This window comes from Rahnella sp. ChDrAdgB13 (assembly GCF_017655185.1).
Classification (GTDB): Bacteria; Pseudomonadota; Gammaproteobacteria; order Enterobacterales; family Enterobacteriaceae; genus Rahnella; species Rahnella contaminans.
Map to the genome: position 1 here is coordinate 40,057 of NZ_JAEMGT010000005.1, position 18,293 is coordinate 58,349.

Below are 18,293 nucleotides of genomic sequence, written 5' to 3' on the forward strand. Positions count from 1 at the left end.
ACAATGCCTCTTTTAAAGTGAAATATTTGATGTAGTTCGTTTAACGCTGAGCGAACTCAGTGTTAGGCGACAGCAAACATCACGTACAGACCCAGACCAACAGCAATCATTGGGATTGCATCGACCAGACCCATAACGATAAAGAACTGTGTACGCAACAGAGGGATCAGGTCAGGCTGACGTGCAGCACCTTCCAAAAATTTACCACCCAAGATGCCGATACCGATCGCAGCACCGATTGCCGCCAGGCCCATCATCACAGCGGCAGCCATGTACAGCAGATCCATACTCAGGTTTTCCATGACAGTCTCCAGTTTGTTTCAGTTAAAACGCAGTAGTGTTGAAAGAAAATCAGTGTTTTTCAGATGCCATCGAGAGATAGACAATCGTCAGAACCATGAAAATAAAGGCTTGTAGCGTAATGATCAGGATGTGGAAAATGGCCCAAGGCACATTCAGGATCCACTGTGACCACCACGGCAACAGGCCAGCAATAAGGATGAAGATCAACTCACCCGCATACATATTGCCAAACAGTCGCAGACCCAGTGAAACTGGTTTAGACAGCAGGCTGACACCTTCAAGAATCAGGTTAATCGGAATGAAAACCGGATGATTGAATGGCTGCATTGTCAGTTCTTTAATGAAACCGCCAAAGCCTTTCATCTTAATGCTATAGAAAAGAATCAGAATGAATACGCCAAGCGCCATGGATAACGTAATGTTCACGTCAGCCGTAGGAACCACACGCAGCGCTGGCAGACCAAGGACTCTCTCACCGATAGTCGGCAGCAAATCGATTGGCAGCAAATCCATCAGGTTCATCATAAACACCCAGACGAAGACGGTCAGCGCGAGAGGTGCAATCACTTTGCTTTTGCCGTGATACATGTCACGCACGCTGCTGTCGACGAAAGCAACGACCAGTTCGACTGCAGTTTGCAGCTTACCCGGGACACCGCTGGTGGCGTTTTTGGCTACGCGATGGAAGATAACCAGAAAGAGTACTCCGAGGAACACGGAGAAAAACATCGAATCGATGTTAATCGACCAGAATCCCGTCCCGATCTGAAGCTGGGTCAGATGGTGACTGATATACTCTTGTGGAGTAGAGATTTCTCCTGATGCAGACATGATGCCTCTTACCCTTTAGTAGTTAAGTACGGTAACTGTTAATGACGGCCGGTGCCAAAATCTGAGTCATCAACACCGATAAATAGGCCAACCCCAACGGGGCAAAAACCGCCTTAAACAGGCCAAGTGCGACAATCATTAAGATCACCGTAACCAGAACCTTCAGCGCTTCCCCGATAGCAAAGGACCAGGCAACCCGTCCAGAGACCGTTGTTTGCGCCTGGTGGCGCCATGCAAACAGCATAAACAGTACATTTGGCACCCAGGCGGCCAAACCACCCATAAGGGCCGATGTGGTCCATTCCAGGCTTTTAAAGCCAAATACAGCGCTGAGCAGAACAAAGGTCAATAACTGCAGTATTAACAGCTTTCTGGCAACCTTCACACTATTGGCACTGTGTAAAATACCGGATACAGACATGACGTTTGTTCTCTCCGTATCAAGTACCTAGCTGGAGGTATTCTGAAGGCCGTATATCACTGCCTTTACTGTTTTGAGTCAAGCAGCAAAAACCGAGCAAATTATACGGGGCACTGGAACGAATTCAATGGATAAGTAGCGAAAAGGTGAACAATTATTTAAATTTTCCGCTTCATCACTATTTTGACCACCAAACTATAGCTGAATTTGTCCTTTTTACTTTGCTTCGGTTATTTCATCACCTGACAAAGAAGCGTGCACTGGATCACATAATTAACCCAGACCTCTTTATATACCTTGCGCTGTTTGAATGTCTTTAGCTAATCAGGCCTTTTAAAATATATAAAAATCAGCACGTTAAGAATTCTATGTTTGATAATCAATCTTATTTAAAAATAGGCACGATTTATTGATACAACAACCCAACAAATAACAACATTTTCATTACAAGTTGAATATCAGCAGGTTGACGATTGTTCAATTTCAAAAGTGACTATTACGTCCCGGATTAAAATAAAAACATCACTGAAATGCTATCAGTGTGTAAAAAATCAGTAATTGAGAGGCCGGTGACGCCATTTAATTAGCCTGCTCATTTTAACTCTGATAACACATACGTTTTTTAAGGATTATTTGATAAAACTCAACTTTAGTTTGCAGTCAGAATTACCAGATGACGTTCTCCGTCAAGTTCCGGAACCTGCAATTTTATGACGTTTTCCAGAGTGATACCTTGCGGCAGTGCGTTCAGCTCATCATCCGGCTGCACGCCTTTGAGAGCATAAAAACGCCCCTGCCCTTTCTGAGGCAGATGGTGGCACCATGACAACATGTCCTGCAAGGAAGCAAATGCCCGGCTGATCACGCCATCAAATGGTGGCGCTGGCTCAAACTCTTCAACGCGGCTTTGCACTGGCTCAATGTTCTTCAGACCCAGCTCATGCTGAACCTGACGCAGGAAGCGTACGCGCTTACCCAGGCTGTCCAGCAGCGTGAAATGTGAATCAGGGCGGACAATAGCGAGCGGAATGCCCGGCAGGCCCGGTCCCGTTCCCACATCAATGAAACGGCTGCCTTGCAAATGCTCGTTCACCACAATGCTGTCCATAATATGGCGCACCAGCATTTGCATCGGATCACGTACAGAAGTCAGGTTGTAAGCCTTGTTCCACTTATGCAGCAGCTCGACATAGCCAATCAGTTGATGTTTTTGCTGATCGGGTAACGCTATTCCTGCCGCAGCAAGCAGCGAGTCCAGTTTCTTTTGCACAGTGAAATCCTCAGACAGAGTCGATTTGCCGGGAACAACCCGGTTTAGAAATGATAAAACAGCCATAAAAGTGGGAAAAGCAAGAATTGACCGCTCTTCAAATTTAAAGAGCGGTCAGTAAAGATGTGATTCAGGCACTGCGGCGCAGTAAGCCCTGTTTTTTAAGCCAGATCAGCAAAATGGAAATCGCAGCCGGTGTAATGCCGGAAATCCGTGATGCCTGACCAATGGAGGTCGGCTTGTGATCGTTAAGCTTGGCGATCACTTCATTCGAAAGACCATTCACCTGGCGATAATCAAGATCTATTGGCAACACAGTGTTTTCGTTGCGCTGCTGTTTTTCGATCTCTTCCTGCTGACGGGCGATATAGCCTTCGTACTTAATCTGAATCTCAACCTGTTCTGCCGCCTGGACGTCAGGAACTGCCGGGGAAAACGGAGAGAGACGCGTGATCAGCTCATACGTCATTTCAGGACGACGCAGCAGCTCTTCCGCACTGGCTTCTTTCGAAAGCGGAGCAGAAAGATGTGCGTTGATTTCGTCAACCTGCGCATGATGCGGGTTCACCCAAATGCCACGCAGGCGCTGACGTTCCTGTTCTATCATTTCCAGTTTTTCGTTAAAACGCGCCCAGCGTGCATCATCAACCAGACCTAATTCACGGCCTTTTTCAGTCAGGCGTAAATCAGCATTATCTTCCCGCAGCATCAGGCGGTACTCGGCACGAGAGGTAAACATGCGGTACGGTTCTTTGGTGCCCAGCGTACACAGGTCATCAACCAACACACCGAGATACGCCTGATCGCGACGTGGGGCCCAGCCTTCCTGCTCGGTGGCGCAACGGGCTGCGTTCATCCCCGCCAGCAAGCCCTGTGCAGCAGCTTCTTCGTAACCGGTGGTGCCGTTGATCTGTCCAGCAAAGAACAGACCAGCGATAAATTTACTTTCCAGCGTCGGTTTTAGATCACGTGGATCGAAGAAGTCGTATTCAATAGCGTAGCCTGGACGAACGATGACCGCATTTTCCATCCCCTGCATTGAGCGGACGATTTGCATCTGTACATCGAATGGCAGGCTGGTCGAAATCCCGTTCGGATAAACTTCATTGCTGGTCAGGCCTTCCGGTTCGAGGAAGATCTGATGAGAATTGCGATCGGCAAAACGCATGACTTTATCTTCGATCGACGGGCAGTAGCGCGGGCCGATCCCTTCGATGATCCCCGCATACATCGGGCTGCGATCCAGATTATTACGGATCACGTCATGGGTTTTTTCATTGGTATAGGTCATATAACACGGGATCTGGCGCGGATGTTGCGACACATTCCCCATGAACGAGAATACCGGCGCCGGATTATCGCCATGTTGCTGTGAAAGAACGCTGAAATCAATGGAACGTGCATCAATACGCGGTGGTGTCCCCGTTTTCAGGCGGTTGACGCGTAATGGCAATTCACGCAGACGCTGTGACAAAGAGATCGCAGGAGGATCCCCTGCACGGCCGCCGCTGTAGTTCTCCAGACCAATGTGGATCTTCCCGTCAAGGAAAGTACCGACGGTCAGCACAACGGCTTTAGCGCGGAATTTAAGGCCCATTTTGGTCACAGCACCCACGACACGATCGTTTTCGACGATCAGGTCTTCAACAGGTTGCTGGAAGATCATCAGGTTTGGCTGATTTTCTAACGCAGTACGGACCGCCTGGCGGTAAAGCACGCGGTCTGCCTGAGCACGGGTTGCCCTTACGGCAGGACCTTTGCTTGCGTTTAGTATCCTAAACTGAATGCCCGCATGATCGATGGCAGTGGCCATCAGTCCGCCCAGTGCGTCCACTTCTTTAACCAGATGTCCCTTCCCGATCCCGCCAATCGCCGGGTTACACGACATCTGTCCCAGCGTGTCGATATTGTGGGTTAATAATAAGGTCTGACGTCCCATGCGGGCAGAAGCCATGGCGGCTTCAGTACCTGCATGACCACCACCTATGATGATGACGTCAAATTGATCCGGATAAAACATGCGACTGCACCTCAGCGTTCAAGCGAACTTTCTTTGTATGGCGTTGGGAGGAGGGATTCTACTCAAGTTTAGAGGTTCCACAAGTCCCCGGGGATCTTCACTAATTAAAAGAAGATCTTTTTTATTTAAAGATCTCTTATTAATACTTCTATTAGGATCGCGATCCTCTGTGCATAAGTCATTTTTGTTTATGAAGATCAGTATGCTAAGAAGGATCGAATGCTGTGAATGATCGGTGATCCTGGACAGTATAAGCTGGGATCAGAAGTGAGAGTTATACACAGCATGAAAAGCGTACAGGAGTTGTTAGAGGGATAACTACGGGTTTTACCCTGCTTTTAAGCATACTTATCCACATCTGATCGCCTGAAATTTACACTTATTTGATCAAATTAATCCAGTTGATCACCCAAACCTCGGCCGGATCCTCAGGAATTTCGTGTTGAGTCACGTCGATCTCAAGACGATCACCGATCCGTTTTGCCCCTAATGACGTCAGTTTTTGATCCAAAGCGCCGATCGCACCACAGAAAGTGTCATATTCGCTGCTGCCTAAACCTAAAGCACCAAAACGCACTTTGGACAGATCGGGTTGCTGATCTTCCAGCTGTTCCATAAAGGGCTGCAAATTGTCAGGCAGTTCACCCGCACCGTGTGTTGAACACACCATTAGCCAGATCCCGTCCTGCGGGACTTCATACAGCTCCGGGCCATGAAACATCTCGGTCGAAAAACCGGCTTCTTCCAGTTTCTCTGCCACGTGTTCTGCCACATATTCGGCGCTGCCAAGCGTACTGCCACTGATCAGGGTAATGTCTGCCATTTTGCTCTCACCCGGGAAAAGGAGGCTATTGTACGCTGTGAATGAGCTGGGATCTACCTGTGGATAATAGGGGTATAGAAATGGAGACTCAGGGTTGGATAGTCCGTGTGATGGGGTTCTGCAGGGAAATCAGAGTCTCCGTAGACTGGATCTCGTCAATGGTCTGGATCTTGTTGATAAGTACGTGCTGGAGGGAATCAATGGAGCGGCACATGATCTTAATGAAGATGCTGTAATGTCCGGTGGTGTAATAGGCTTCCACCACTTCTTCTATACTCTCGAGCTTTTTCAGCGCAGACGGATAATCCTTGGCACTTTTGAGAATGATGCCGATAAAGCAGCAAACGTCATAACCCAGCTGCTTAGGATTCACGGTGATATGTGCGCCGGTAATGATGCCTGCCTGCTTCATCTTCTCGACGCGTACGTGAATGGTTCCCGGGCTGACGGTAAACACTTTAGCCAGCTCAGCGTAAGGTGTGCGGGCATTTTCCATCAACGCGTTCAGAATCCCGCGATCCAGCTCGTCGAGCTGATAGATTTCAGTCATGGTTATCTTTCTCTTTAAGCTTAATTTCTCTGCCAGCGTCGCTGAACGCGGCTTTTAACGCCGGTATCAAAGCGCCAGATATGATCGAATATGCGCAGAATTCCGGGCTTTCCGTAGTGTGACATTGCCAGCGCGTGGAAGCGGTGCTGCTTTTCCCGTTGCAGCAATTTTACTTTTCTTTGCACCTCATCGGGTAAGCGCTGGGCGATAAAATCAGAGATGACGACCGCATCTGCGTCGTGCCATTGCGGAGAGGCCAGTTTGTCCAGCGTGGCATTCAGGCAGGCAGCCAGATCAGTACCGCCGCGGAAATGTTGCCCGAGAAAGCGTAACGCCTGATCCAGCCCGCCGGCAGAAGTCAGTTCGTAATGGATCACTTCGCTGGCAAACAGCATGATGTAACACTTACGGTTATCGGCAAGCGCTATTTTCAGCAGCGCCAGGCAGAACGCTTTCGCACATTGCTCATTGAAGCCGCCCATCGAACCTGACGTGTCCACGCAGACGACAAAAGGGCCACGCGGCTGTGGCTCCTGCTGCTGATAGACCACCGGACGCCTCACGACTTTTTCGCACCAGACGTCGCCTTGCAGCCGGTAGGTCATCAGACGTTTTTCCAGCAGACGCCGGTAAAATTCATATTCCAGTTCCGGAATTCCTAATGTGCCCAGCTCGGTGGGCATCAGACGCAAAATATCATCGCTCTGATGAATGCCATTCACTTCTTCCGGCACCGTCGCCGGCTCGCGAACCATCAGCCGGTGCGTTTCCATTTTGGCATCTTCATGCGGGCTGGTTTTTACCGTCTGGCTGCGCCCGAGCTGTTCTGCCAGTTTCATCAGTTCCGGCTGCTGCTGGAGGAAAGCGCCAAAACGTGCCAGCGACTGGATATCGCCCCGAAGACGCTTTCCTTTACTCATGTCCCATAACCGGCCTGCGGCGGTATCGTTCTCTGCCAGTAAAGGAGACAACTCGCTGCTCAGTTCGAGGCGTTGTAACAATTCTTCCTGTAGCTGCTCCTGCTCCTGTTCCAGCAACTGATGATGAACGTTCACCGTCTGGAATGTCAGGTTCAGGCGCCAGCGCTGGAGGAATAAGGTCTGAAAACTGTTACCGGTCTGCGCCGTGCGGGAGGTTTCATTATTTTCCCGCAAGGTACGGGCTTCGGTCGCAAACGGGGAATTCAGCCGCGCCAGCTCATCAAGCAGGGATCCCAGCTCTGACTGAAACGTCACGGCATCAGTTTGCTGACAATGCTGATAGAGATAAAACTCTTTTGCCAGATCCGGGGGCACCGGGGTTTCGTGGATCCTCTGGCGCAGACGTAATTTCCATTCAGGAAGATCCCGGGTCAGTGCGCGCTTCAGCCTCGGAAACTTCTCGAAGAAAATCGCCAGGGCTGGCGCGGCCAGTAACCCGACGATCAGTTCCTCGATCAATTCTCCTTCGCTGATCGCCAGCAGAAGATCCAGAGATTCCAGTGTAAACACGATCAGTGACCGCTGAAGGTTTGTTGCTGGAGACGGAGCTGTTCAGAAACCTGCAACAGGCTGGCTTCAATCGTTGCCATCCACGTCGCGGGAACAAACAGGCAGTTCTGCTGCTGGCCGAACTCATGTCTTTGTTGAGCGAGTTTTGCGTTCAGGTCATTCAGCGTATTTTTCATTTCGTCCGGCACCGCGATGTGTTCATTACCCGGCAGCGTCAGCGGCGTACTTTGGCGGCTGACATCCAGCACCAGTAATTGCTGCTTATCATCGATTTCGGCATCAACCGTTTGAACAAAACCAATCCCGTTAAGTTTGGCTTTCAGAACGCCACCTTTATTTAGCCACTCTTCCAGAACGCTGCGTTCAAAAAGCAGATGCGTGACTTTAATCTCGTGCAGATGCAAAGGCGTTTGCAGCAACAGCGTCACTCCGCTGGCAACGAGCGCATCCGGCAGGCTGTATTGTGGCTTACGGCTAAAAATACCGGCTTTTTTGCTCAGCTTAATCGACTGGCGGGAGCTTTGTTGCTGTTGGTATTGCATCCATTGTTGGTTGAGCTGCTGGATTTTCATCAGCAAGGTTTGCTGCTGATAAGCCTGTTCGGTGATCAGTTGCTCGATTTGGGTTTGCAGCAGCTGATAGGTATTCAGGTCATGCCACAGACAATCTTTCAGAAGAATCAGATCTATCGGAGTAATAGTGTCCCGGCCGCTGAAGAAGGCGCAGGCCTGCAACAGGCGGAGTGCCTTTTTCCAGCGACGGTCAGAAACATAAGGCGCCGTGTCGAGTGCATCAAGGCGCTGGCGAAGCTGAAACACCAGTTCAAAGCAACTGTCTGAAAGATTGACTTTATCGATCTCCGGCTGCCATTGTTGGTATTCTTCATCGCTGATACTCAGGGATTCCGCCACCGGATTGGTGCTTTCATTATTACGGCTGGTCAGCAGTAAGCGGAAATTCTGCTTATCCTGCACTTTATCCAGCCACAGGCGAATCAGCATGCGGTCATACAGCGCTTCCAGACCGCCGTCGGCTTCCGGTAGTTCGTTAGACGCACTGACCAGCAGACGCATCGGAATAGGGTCTTCGCGTTCGCCATTCCGGAAACGACGTTCGTTGATGGCGGTAAGCAACGTATTAAGGATGGCCGGTCCTGCTTTCCAGATTTCATCCAGGAAAACAATTTCCGCTTCCGGCAGATAACCTTCAGTCAGACGCAGATAACGGCCTTCATCTTTCAGGGCCTGAATCGACAGCGGACCAAAGACTTCTTCCGGCGTGGAAAAGCGCGTCATAAGATATTCAAAAGCGCGTGCGTGACGGAAAGCAAATTTCAGACGGCGGGCAATCAGACTTTTTGCAATACCCGGCGGGCCAAGCAGAAAAACGCTCTCCCCGCACAGGGCCGCCAGCAGGCACAGGCGTATGGCATCTTGCCTCTCGTACAGGCCATGTTCTAATGCGTTAGCAAGACGGGCTATCCGTTCTGCCAGAAGGGGGGATTGCGCCATACTGTCTCTTCCGGTTTCCATTTAGTTGTTGAATAGTGTACTGGCTTATGACGATATGCCACGTTTATTTTTAACGCTATAGCTTGTTGATTAGTAAAAATTTTCTATTATCAGAATTGTGACCGCGTTCATCTGAATGGCGGTTTAGCTGCACATTTAAGGGTAGGCAATCTGATTTATTCGTGCATACTGTGCGCCTTTTAGTGGGCATCATAAGACTGAGCGCACGCATCGCTTACGGATGTTCGAGCAAAAAAGAAACGAAATATGAGCACTGAACATAAACGGTCACTCCCAGCAGTAACCCTGGCCGCCATTGGTGTGGTCTATGGCGACATTGGTACCAGTCCTCTCTATACCTTAAGAGAGTGCTTTTCTGGTCACTATGGTTTCAACGTTGAACCCAGCGTCGTTTTTGGTTTTCTCTCTCTGATTTTCTGGATGTTAATCCTCATTGTTTCGCTCAAATACCTCACTTATGTGATGCGGGCAGACAACGCAGGTGAAGGCGGTATTCTTACGCTGATGTCTCTGGCGGGCAGAAATACGTCGGCACGTACCACCGCCGTTCTGGTCATTCTCGGCCTGATCGGGGGAAGTTTCTTCTATGGTGAAGTGGTGATCACGCCGGCTATTTCCGTTCTTTCCGCGATGGAAGGTCTTGAAATCGCAGCACCTTCACTCGATCCCTATATTGTCCCTCTTTCTATTACTGTCCTGACGTTGCTTTTCGTTATTCAGAAGCACGGTACCGGCATCGTGGGCAAACTTTTTGCGCCAGTCATGTTGCTGTGGTTCCTGACGCTGGCGGTGCTCGGTGTGAACAGCATCATGCAGAACCCGGAAGTGCTGCGCGCCATGAACCCGATGTGGGCGGTTAACTTCTTTATCGAGCACAAGTCGTTTTCCTTCCTGGCACTCGGCGCGGTCGTTCTGTCGATTACCGGTGTGGAAGCGCTGTATGCCGATATGGGCCACTTCGGGAAATTCCCTATCCGTCTGGCCTGGTTCACCGTCGTGCTGCCTTCTCTGGTGCTGAACTATTTCGGTCAGGGCGCGTTGCTGCTGAAAAACCCGGAGTCGATCAAAAACCCGTTCTTTCTGCTTGCACCTGACTGGGCGCTGATTCCTTTACTGATTCTGGCGACGCTGGCAACCATTATCGCGTCCCAGGCCGTTATCTCCGGTGTGTTCTCCCTGACCCGTCAGGCTGTGCGTCTGGGCTATTTGCCGCCGATGCGTATTATCCACACCTCAGAAATGGAAGCGGGTCAGATCTACATCCCTGCGATTAACTGGCTGCTGTATTTCGCGGTGGTTATCGTGATCGCCAGCTTCGAGCATTCGAGCAATCTGGCGGCGGCGTACGGTATCGCCGTGACCGGTACGATGGTGCTGACCAGTATTCTTTCCTGCACGGTGGCGCTCAAAAACTGGCACTGGAAACCGTTTCTGGTTGGGATTTTGTTGATCGGTCTGCTGTTTATGGATATCCCGCTGTTTGCCGCGAACGCCACAAAACTGTTCTCCGGCGGCTGGTTGCCGCTGACGCTCGGCCTGTGCATGTTTATCGTCATGACCACCTGGAAAAGCGAGCGCTTCCGCCTTATGCGCCGCATGAACGAACACGGCAATTCTCTGGAAGCGATGATCGCGTCCCTGGAAAAATCCCCGCCGGTTCGTGTTCCGGGCACGGCGGTATATATGTCGCGCGCCATCAACGTGATCCCGTTTGCGCTGCTGCATAACCTCAAACACAACAAAGTGTTGCATGAGCGTGTTGTCCTGCTGACGTTGCGAACGGAAGATGCGCCTTATGTGCATAACGTCCGGCGCGTCACCATTGAGCAGCTTTCGCCGACATTCTGGCGCGTGGTGGCGAGTTATGGATTTAAAGAAACGCCGAATGTGGAAGAAGTCTTCCACCGCTGTGGTCTGGAAGGATTGCCGTGCCGGATGATGGAAACCTCGTTCTTTATGTCGCACGAATCGCTGATCCTGACCAAGCGCCCGTGGTATCTCTACTTCCGTGGCAAACTCTTTATGGCGCTTAGCCGTAACGCATTGCGTGCACCGGATCAGTTTGAAATTCCGCCGAACCGCGTGATCGAACTCGGTACACAGGTAGAAATTTAACGCTTTTTTCTGCCGCTCACAGGGTGCCTTCGGGTGCCCTGTTTTATTTCTTCACCCCCTTTAATAATCACCAAACTCAAATTTCTGCGTGGTTTCTGAATCATTCAGCGAAACGTTTCGACGCTGATCACAATTCCATCACATCTTCGTTGCCTTGCCCGCTGAGTCTCATAAACTCATCCGTGAGCGAAACGTTTCGCTGTAGGAGTACACAATGAAGAAGTCACCGCTGTTAAATGCCGAAATCTCAAATGTTATTGCCCGGTTAGGTCACACCGATCAGCTGGTTATTGGCGATGCCGGACTTCCGGTGCCAGCAGCTTGCCAACGCATCGATCTGGCGCTAACTCAGGGAGTGCCCACCTTTTTACAAGTCTTAGAGGTAGTGACACACGAGATGCAGGTTGAGCGGGCTATCCTCGCAGAGGAAATCCTCACTAAAAATCCTCAACTCCATGAAGCGTTACTCGCCCGATTGACACAACTCGAACAACACCAGGGAAACACCATTGCTTTGGATTACGTCAGTCATGAGGCATTCAAAGCGCAAAGCGAAAAAAGTCGGGCTGTGATCCGCAGCGGGGAATGTTCGCCCTACGCGAACATTATTCTGTGTGCCGGCGTAACCTTCTGAGGTCTTTATGCAACCTTTGCTGCAACTGACAGGCATTGATAAAGCCTTTCCCGGCGTGAAAGCACTCTCCGGCGCGGCGCTCAGCGTCTATCCGGGACGTGTGATGGCGCTGGTGGGAGAAAACGGCGCGGGCAAGTCCACCATGATGAAAGTGCTGACCGGCATCTACCAGAAAGATGCCGGCTCAGTACATTTTCTCGGTAAGGAAGCGGCGTTTAATGGCCCGAAAGCTTCTCAGGAAGCCGGAATTGGCATCATCCATCAGGAATTGAACCTGATCCCACAGCTGACCATCGCTGAAAACATCTTTCTGGGCCGGGAGTTTGTGAACGGTTTTGGCCGCATTAACTGGAAAAAGATGTATGCCGAAGCCGATAAACTGCTGGCACGCCTGAACTTGCGCTACAAAAGCAATCGTCTGGTGGGCGAATTATCAATTGGCGACCAGCAGATGGTCGAAATTGCCAAGGTGCTGAGCTTTGAGTCCAAAGTCATCATCATGGATGAACCGACGGATGCCCTGACCGACACCGAAACTGCCTCTTTATTTAGCGTGATCCGCGAGCTGAAAGCTGCGGGTTGTGGCGTGGTGTATATCTCTCACCGTATGAAAGAAATCTTCGAAATCTGTGATGACGTGACCGTATTCCGTGACGGTCAGTTTATCGCAGAGCGTCCGGTCAGTTCGCTGGAAGAAGACTCGCTGATTGAAATGATGGTCGGTCGCCGCCTCGAAGAACAGTATCCGCGTATTAATCATCAGCGCGGTGCGCTGCGTCTGCAGGTACGTGATGTCAGCGGGCCGGGTGTGGATAACGTCAGTTTTGATCTGCACAGCGGTGAAATTCTCGGGATTTCCGGTTTGATGGGCGCAGGCCGTACCGAATTGATGAAAATTCTCTACGGCGCGTTGCCGCGTAAAAGTGGCTATGTGTCGCTTGATGGGCGCGAAGTCGTCACCCATTCACCGCAGGACGGGCTGGCGAACGGCATCGTTTATATCTCTGAAGACCGTAAGCGTGATGGTTTAGTGCTGGGCATGTCTGTGAAAGAAAATATGTCGCTGACCGCTTTGCGTTATTTCAGCCACGGCGGCGGACGACTCAAACATGCGGAAGAACAGCAAGCCGTCGGCGACTTTATCCGCCTCTTCAATATTAAAACGCCATCAATGATGCAGACCATTGGCCTGCTTTCCGGGGGTAATCAGCAAAAAGTGGCGATTGCCCGCGGATTAATGACACGGCCAAAAGTCCTGATCCTGGACGAACCGACGCGCGGCGTTGACGTTGGTGCCAAAAAAGAGATTTACCAGCTTATAAACCAGTTCAAGCGCGAAGGGCTGAGCATCATTTTGGTTTCCTCAGAAATGCCGGAAGTGATCGGCATGAGTGACCGGATTTTGGTGATGCATGAAGGTCATTTAAGCGGTGAATTCCCGATAGAACAGGCTACACAAGAAGTGTTGATGGCAGCCGCTGTCGGCAAGCAATACGGCGTGACGCAGGAGTAATCAGATATGAGTTCTCAGACATTGCCAGCCAAAAAGCGCTGGATCAGTAAAGAGTGGTTGTTGGAGCAAAAGTCTCTGATTGCACTGCTGGTGTTGATTGCCGTGGTTTCTTCCATGAGCCCGAATTTCTTCACGCTCAATAACCTGTTTAACATCCTTCAGCAGACGTCGGTTAACGCCATTATGGCGGTCGGTATGACGCTGGTGATCCTCACTTCCGGCATTGATTTATCCGTCGGATCTCTGCTGGCGCTGACCGGCGCGGTGGCGGCTTCAATTGTCGGGCTGGAAGTGAATGCTTTAGTTGCAGTGGCGGGCGCGCTGGCGCTGGGTGCAGGTGTCGGCGCTGTCACGGGTTTGATTGTCGCTAAAGGCAAGGTGCAGGCGTTTATCGCCACGCTGGTCATGATGTTACTGCTGCGCGGTATCACGATGGTTTATACCAACGGCAGCCCGATCAGCACCGGTTTTAACGATGTGGCAGACGTATTCGGCTGGTTTGGTATCGGACGTCCGCTGGGCATTCCGACGCCGGTCTGGCTGATGGCCATCGTGTTTATTGCCGCCTGGTACATGCTCCATCACACACGCTTGGGGCGTTATATCTACGCGCTGGGCGGTAATGAATCCGCGACGCGTCTGTCAGGTATCAGCGTCGATAAAGTCAAAATTATCGTCTACTCCCTGTGCGGATTGCTGGCGGCTCTGGCCAGTATCATCGAAGTGGCGCGTCTGTCTTCTGCGCAGCCTAACGCAGGTACCGGTTACGAGCTGGATGCGATTGCCGCTGTGGTATTAGGGGGAACCAGCCTCTCTGGCGGGAAAGGACGTATTGTAGGCACCCTGATCGGTGCTTTGATCCTTGGCTTCCTGAATAACGGTTTGAACTTATTAGGTGTTTCTTCCTACTACCAGATGATCGTAAAAGCAGTCGTCATTCTGCTGGCGGTTCTGGTGGATAACAAAAGCAACAAATAAACTCTCCTACAGGACTTATGACCATGAATATGAAAAAACTGGCTGTCTGGGTTTCCGCCGCAGCGATCACCGCTTCTTTCAGTGCTAACGTTCTGGCGAAAGATACCATTGCGCTGGTCGTTTCTACTCTGAACAACCCGTTCTTCGTTTCTATGAAAGACGGCGCGCAAAAAGAAGCCGATAAACTGGGCTACAACCTGGTAGTGCTTGATTCTCAGAACAACCCGGCAAAAGAACTGGCGAACGTGCAAGACCTGACCGTTCGCGGCACCAAGCTGATGCTGATCAACCCGACGGATTCTGACGCGGTAGGTAACGCCGTAGCGATGGCCAACCAGGCTAAAATCCCGGTGATCACCCTTGACCGTCAGGCGACCAAGGGCGTTGTCGCCAGCCACGTGGCTTCTGATAACGCCTTTGGCGGCCAGATGGCCGGTGATTACATTGCTAAGAAACTGGGCGATAACGCGAAAGTTATCGAACTGGAAGGGATTGCCGGGACGTCTGTTGCCCGCGAACGTGGTAAAGGTTTCGCTCAGGCCGCTGAAAAACATCACTTCCAGATCCTGGCCAGCCAGCCTGCTGACTTCGACCGCACCAAAGGTCTGAACGTTATGCAAAACCTGCTGACTGCGCATCAGGACGTGCAGGCGGTCTTTGCTCAGAATGATGAAATGGCACTCGGCGCATTGCGTGCCTTGCAGACTGCCGGTAAAACTGACGTGCTGGTTGTCGGTTTCGACGGCACAGAAGACGGCATCAAAGCGGTCAACGGCGGCAAAATGGGCGCTACTGTGGCACAGCGTCCTGAACAAATCGGCGTAATCGGCGTCCAAACCGCAGACAAAGTGCTGAAAGGCGAAAAAGTTCCGGCGGTTATCCCTGTTGATTTGAAACTGGTTGCTCAGCCGTAATATTGACGCTGTATCTGCGCGCCTCCTTACGGGGGCGCTATTTAACTCAGGGAGCAACACGTGAAGACAGGCAAACTGGTGGTTCTCGGCAGTATCAATGCCGACCATATTTTGAATATCAACCATTTCCCACAACCGGGTGAAACCGTAATCGGTAAGCAATACACCGTGGCTTTCGGCGGCAAAGGTGCAAACCAGGCGGTCGCCGCCGGTCGCAGTGGCGCTGATATTTCATTTATTGCCTGTGTCGGTGATGACGATATTGGCGAGCGTGTTCGCAAGCAGCTGGCGAGTGACCACATTAATACGCAACCTATCGAAGCTATCAAAGAGACAACCACCGGCGTAGCGCTGATTTTTGTGAATGCGGAAGGTGAGAATGTCATTGGTATCGATGCGGGGGCAAACAAAGCCGTCACGCCTGACTATCTTGAGCGTTATAAACAAAACGTAATCGGCGCTTCAGCCTTGCTGATGCAGCTGGAATCTCCCCTAGAAACGGTGATTGCAGCGGCGAAGCTGGCTAAAGACAATGACACGCAGGTTATCCTTAATCCGGCACCGGCCTGTAAACTGCCTGATGAATTGCTGGCGCGGGTGGATATGATCACCCCTAACGAAACCGAAGCCGAAAAGCTGACGGGGATTAAAGTCGAAAATAACGATGACGCCACACGCGCCGCCCGCGTACTGCATGATAAAGGTATCGCGACGGTCATTATTACGATGGGAAGTAAAGGTGTTTGGCTTAGCCAAAACGGTGAAGGCAAGCAGGTTGCCGGGTTCCGCGTGAAAGCTGTGGATACCATCGCCGCAGGCGATACCTTTAACGGCGCGCTGGTAACAGCATTGCTGGAAGGTAAACCGATGGACAGCGCCGTGCGTTTTGCTCATGCCGCTGCGGCGATAGCCGTAACACGTCCTGGCGCGCAGCCCTCGGTTCCGTGGCGTAAAGAAATCGACGATTTTCTTGCACAACAGGAGGCCTGATTGGCCACCATGAAAGATGTCGCCCGCCTTGCGGGCGTTTCAACCTCTACAGTCTCTCATGTCATCAATAAAAATCGCTTTGTCAGCGAATCCATTGCCGACAAAGTGAATGCCGCTGTTGAACAACTAAACTATGCCCCTTCCGCGTTAGCCCGAAGCCTTAAACTCAATCAAACCCGCACCATCGGAATGTTGCTGACCGCCAGCAGTAACCCGTTTTATTCCGAAGTTGTTCGTGGCGTTGAACGCAGTTGCTATGAACGCGGCTATAGTCTGATCCTCTGTAACACCGACGGGGACGCAGAACGCATGAACCGCAGCCTGGAAACGCTTTTGCAAAAGCGCGTCGACGGGTTACTGATCATGTGTACTGAAAACCATCGGCCTTCGAAAGAAGCTATCAGCCGTTATCCGTCATTACCCATTGTGATGATGGACTGGTCACCTTTCGATGGTGCCATCGACATCATTCAGGATAACGCGCTGCTGGGTGGAGAAATGGCGACGGACTATTTAATCCGTCATGGATATAGCCGCATTGCCTGCATCACCGGCCCGCTGGACAAAACGACGGCGCAGGAACGGCTGAACGGATATCGTCAGGCCATGAAAAAAGCCGGGCTGGAGATCCCGCCGGGTTATGAAGTCAGCAGTGACTTTGAATTTGGCGGCGGTCTGGTGGCGATGGAGCAGTTGCTTATGTTGCCCGAACCGCCTCATGCCGTTTTTGCCAGCAATGATGCGATGGCCGTGGGCATCTATCAGGCACTTTATCAGCGCGGATTACGCGTGCCCGATGAAGTCGCTGTCGTAGGATACGATGACATTCAGTTGGCGCAATATCTGATGCCTCCGCTAACCACCATCCATCAGCCCAAAGACTCGCTGGGCGAACTGGCCGTCGATGCATTATTACATCGTCTGCAAGAGCCTGAATCAGAGCCTCAGGTTTTAGTGCTGACGCCGGAACTGGTTGTACGCCAGTCCGTGGGATCACTCATCAGCAAGTAACAGACGGTGGCATTCCTGTAATGCGGCTTTCGCATTGCCTGCAAGGATTGCGTCCGTCAGGCGCTGATGATGTTCCAGCCTGATAACTTCATTCTCCGTGATGGCCCGGAAATAACTCTGGTAGACAGAACTGAACAAATTCGAAAATGAAGTCAGGAAAGGGTTTTTTCCTGCTTCATAGATTAGCTGGTGGAACTGTGTATCGACGGTTATCCAGCGTTCCCGGTCAAAGCGCTTATGCAGCTGGCGCATCTCTGACATATATAGAGAGAGCTGATGCTTTTGCTCCTGCGTGGCTGAGATGGCCGCAAGAGCACAAGCCTGTGGCTCCAGCGCCCGGCGCAAAACAATAAAATGCGCCATCACTTCATCAAAGTTCTCACGCGTCATCCACCAGGTCAGTAATTCCTGATCGAGGAAATTCCAGCTGGACTGTGGCATCACCCGCGTACCAATACGTGGCCGCGGTAATAGCATCCCTTTTGCAGTTAACGTTTTGACCGCTTCACGCACCGCTGTCCGGCTGACGCCAAAAATCTCACCCAGCTCGTTTTCACCAGGAAGGATAGAACCCTCCGGATACTCGCCAGACAAAATGCGCTGTGCAATCTTCTCCGCCAGTAAATAAGAAAGGTTACGTTGAGCAGCCTGTTGATGTGCATTGAGTAGCATGTAAGGTATTCCTGAATGTCTTTCTCTTATTATAAAGGAGAGTTTACGCCAGCCTCTGGCTTTAAACTGACGCTTTTTGGGTCGATTTAGATTGTTTATTATCCAATTCGGGCGAAATTGTTGAATTAGTGAACGGTTGATAAAATAATTGAAATTAGGGGTTGCGGCCTTCTGAGAACTCCCTATAATGCGCCTCCACTGACCGGGAACAACGACTGACAAGTCG

Annotated in this window: 17 protein-coding genes; 7 read left to right on the forward strand and 10 right to left on the reverse strand. The window is 51.0% G+C overall.

The features are described from left to right. Window positions 1-62 precede the first annotated feature (62 nt). From atpE to ravA, 9 genes are all read right to left on the reverse strand, one after another. Window positions 63-302 (reverse strand): F0F1 ATP synthase subunit C, encoded by a 240-nt coding sequence (gene atpE / locus J8X26_RS02720; protein WP_004093904.1) that lies wholly within the window; start codon window positions 300-302, stop codon window positions 63-65. A 49-nt stretch (window positions 303-351) separates the two neighbouring features. After that, entirely contained in the window at window positions 352-1,134 is a 783-nt protein-coding gene (gene atpB, locus J8X26_RS02725; RefSeq protein ID WP_208950088.1) for a F0F1 ATP synthase subunit A, read from the reverse strand. Window positions 1,135-1,156: 22 nt separating this feature from the next. Next, the gene (atpI, locus tag J8X26_RS02730; protein WP_152323768.1) at window positions 1,157-1,555 is read right to left on the reverse strand and encodes a F0F1 ATP synthase subunit I; all 399 of its coding nucleotides are present in this window, start codon (window positions 1,553-1,555) and stop codon (window positions 1,157-1,159) included. 649 nt (window positions 1,556-2,204) lie between these two features. Further along, a complete protein-coding gene (rsmG, locus tag J8X26_RS02735; protein WP_152323769.1) occupies window positions 2,205-2,825 on the reverse strand; it encodes a 16S rRNA (guanine(527)-N(7))-methyltransferase RsmG in 621 nt (206 codons plus the stop codon). 130 nt (window positions 2,826-2,955) lie between these two features. Further along, entirely contained in the window at window positions 2,956-4,845 is a 1,890-nt protein-coding gene (gene mnmG / locus J8X26_RS02740) for a tRNA uridine-5-carboxymethylaminomethyl(34) synthesis enzyme MnmG (RefSeq protein WP_208950089.1), read from the reverse strand. Between the two features lie 379 nt (window positions 4,846-5,224). Next, window positions 5,225-5,668 carry an FMN-binding protein MioC gene (gene mioC, locus J8X26_RS02745; RefSeq protein ID WP_152323771.1) on the reverse strand — a complete coding sequence of 148 codons (444 nt, stop codon included), beginning with the start codon at window positions 5,666-5,668 and terminating at the stop codon, window positions 5,225-5,227. Between the two features lie 88 nt (window positions 5,669-5,756). Further along, window positions 5,757-6,218, reverse strand: a complete 462-nt coding sequence (asnC, locus tag J8X26_RS02750; protein ID WP_095924057.1) for a transcriptional regulator AsnC — start codon at window positions 6,216-6,218, stop codon at window positions 5,757-5,759. A 20-nt stretch (window positions 6,219-6,238) separates the two neighbouring features. Then, entirely contained in the window at window positions 6,239-7,708 is a 1,470-nt protein-coding gene (gene viaA / locus J8X26_RS02755; RefSeq protein ID WP_208950090.1) for an ATPase RavA stimulator ViaA, read from the reverse strand. Window positions 7,709-7,710: 2 nt separating this feature from the next. Next, entirely contained in the window at window positions 7,711-9,219 is a 1,509-nt protein-coding gene (ravA, locus tag J8X26_RS02760) for an ATPase RavA (protein WP_208950091.1), read from the reverse strand. 267 nt (window positions 9,220-9,486) lie between these two features. On the opposite strand from ravA, the gene kup reads away from it, so the two are divergent. From kup to rbsR, 7 genes are all read left to right on the forward strand, one after another. Further along, the gene (kup, locus tag J8X26_RS02765) at window positions 9,487-11,355 is read left to right on the forward strand and encodes a low affinity potassium transporter Kup (RefSeq protein ID WP_208950092.1); all 1,869 of its coding nucleotides are present in this window, start codon (window positions 9,487-9,489) and stop codon (window positions 11,353-11,355) included. 214 nt (window positions 11,356-11,569) lie between these two features. Then, a complete protein-coding gene (rbsD, locus tag J8X26_RS02770) occupies window positions 11,570-11,989 on the forward strand; it encodes a D-ribose pyranase (protein ID WP_152323775.1) in 420 nt (139 codons plus the stop codon). A 7-nt stretch (window positions 11,990-11,996) separates the two neighbouring features. Further along, window positions 11,997-13,502, forward strand: a complete 1,506-nt coding sequence (gene rbsA, locus J8X26_RS02775; RefSeq protein WP_152323776.1) for a ribose ABC transporter ATP-binding protein RbsA — start codon at window positions 11,997-11,999, stop codon at window positions 13,500-13,502. Window positions 13,503-13,508: 6 nt separating this feature from the next. After that, complete coding sequence (rbsC, locus tag J8X26_RS02780; protein WP_208950093.1) at window positions 13,509-14,480, forward strand: ribose ABC transporter permease; 972 nt, start codon at window positions 13,509-13,511, stop codon at window positions 14,478-14,480. Between the two features lie 23 nt (window positions 14,481-14,503). Next, window positions 14,504-15,394 (forward strand): ribose ABC transporter substrate-binding protein RbsB, encoded by an 891-nt coding sequence (gene rbsB, locus J8X26_RS02785; protein ID WP_152323778.1) that lies wholly within the window; start codon window positions 14,504-14,506, stop codon window positions 15,392-15,394. Between the two features lie 60 nt (window positions 15,395-15,454). After that, the gene (gene rbsK / locus J8X26_RS02790) at window positions 15,455-16,384 is read left to right on the forward strand and encodes a ribokinase (RefSeq protein ID WP_165060610.1); all 930 of its coding nucleotides are present in this window, start codon (window positions 15,455-15,457) and stop codon (window positions 16,382-16,384) included. Continuing rightward, window positions 16,385-17,395: a ribose operon transcriptional repressor RbsR gene (gene rbsR / locus J8X26_RS02795; protein WP_152323780.1), complete on the forward strand. Its 1,011-nt coding sequence runs from the start codon at window positions 16,385-16,387 to the stop codon at window positions 17,393-17,395. It abuts the gene before it with no gap. Here the strand turns inward: rbsR and J8X26_RS02800 are convergent. Then, window positions 17,378-18,067, reverse strand: a complete 690-nt coding sequence (locus J8X26_RS02800; RefSeq protein ID WP_152323781.1) for a FadR/GntR family transcriptional regulator — start codon at window positions 18,065-18,067, stop codon at window positions 17,378-17,380. The two genes, rbsR and J8X26_RS02800, sit on opposite strands and share 18 nt — an antisense overlap. Between the last annotated feature and the right edge of the window lie 226 nt (window positions 18,068-18,293).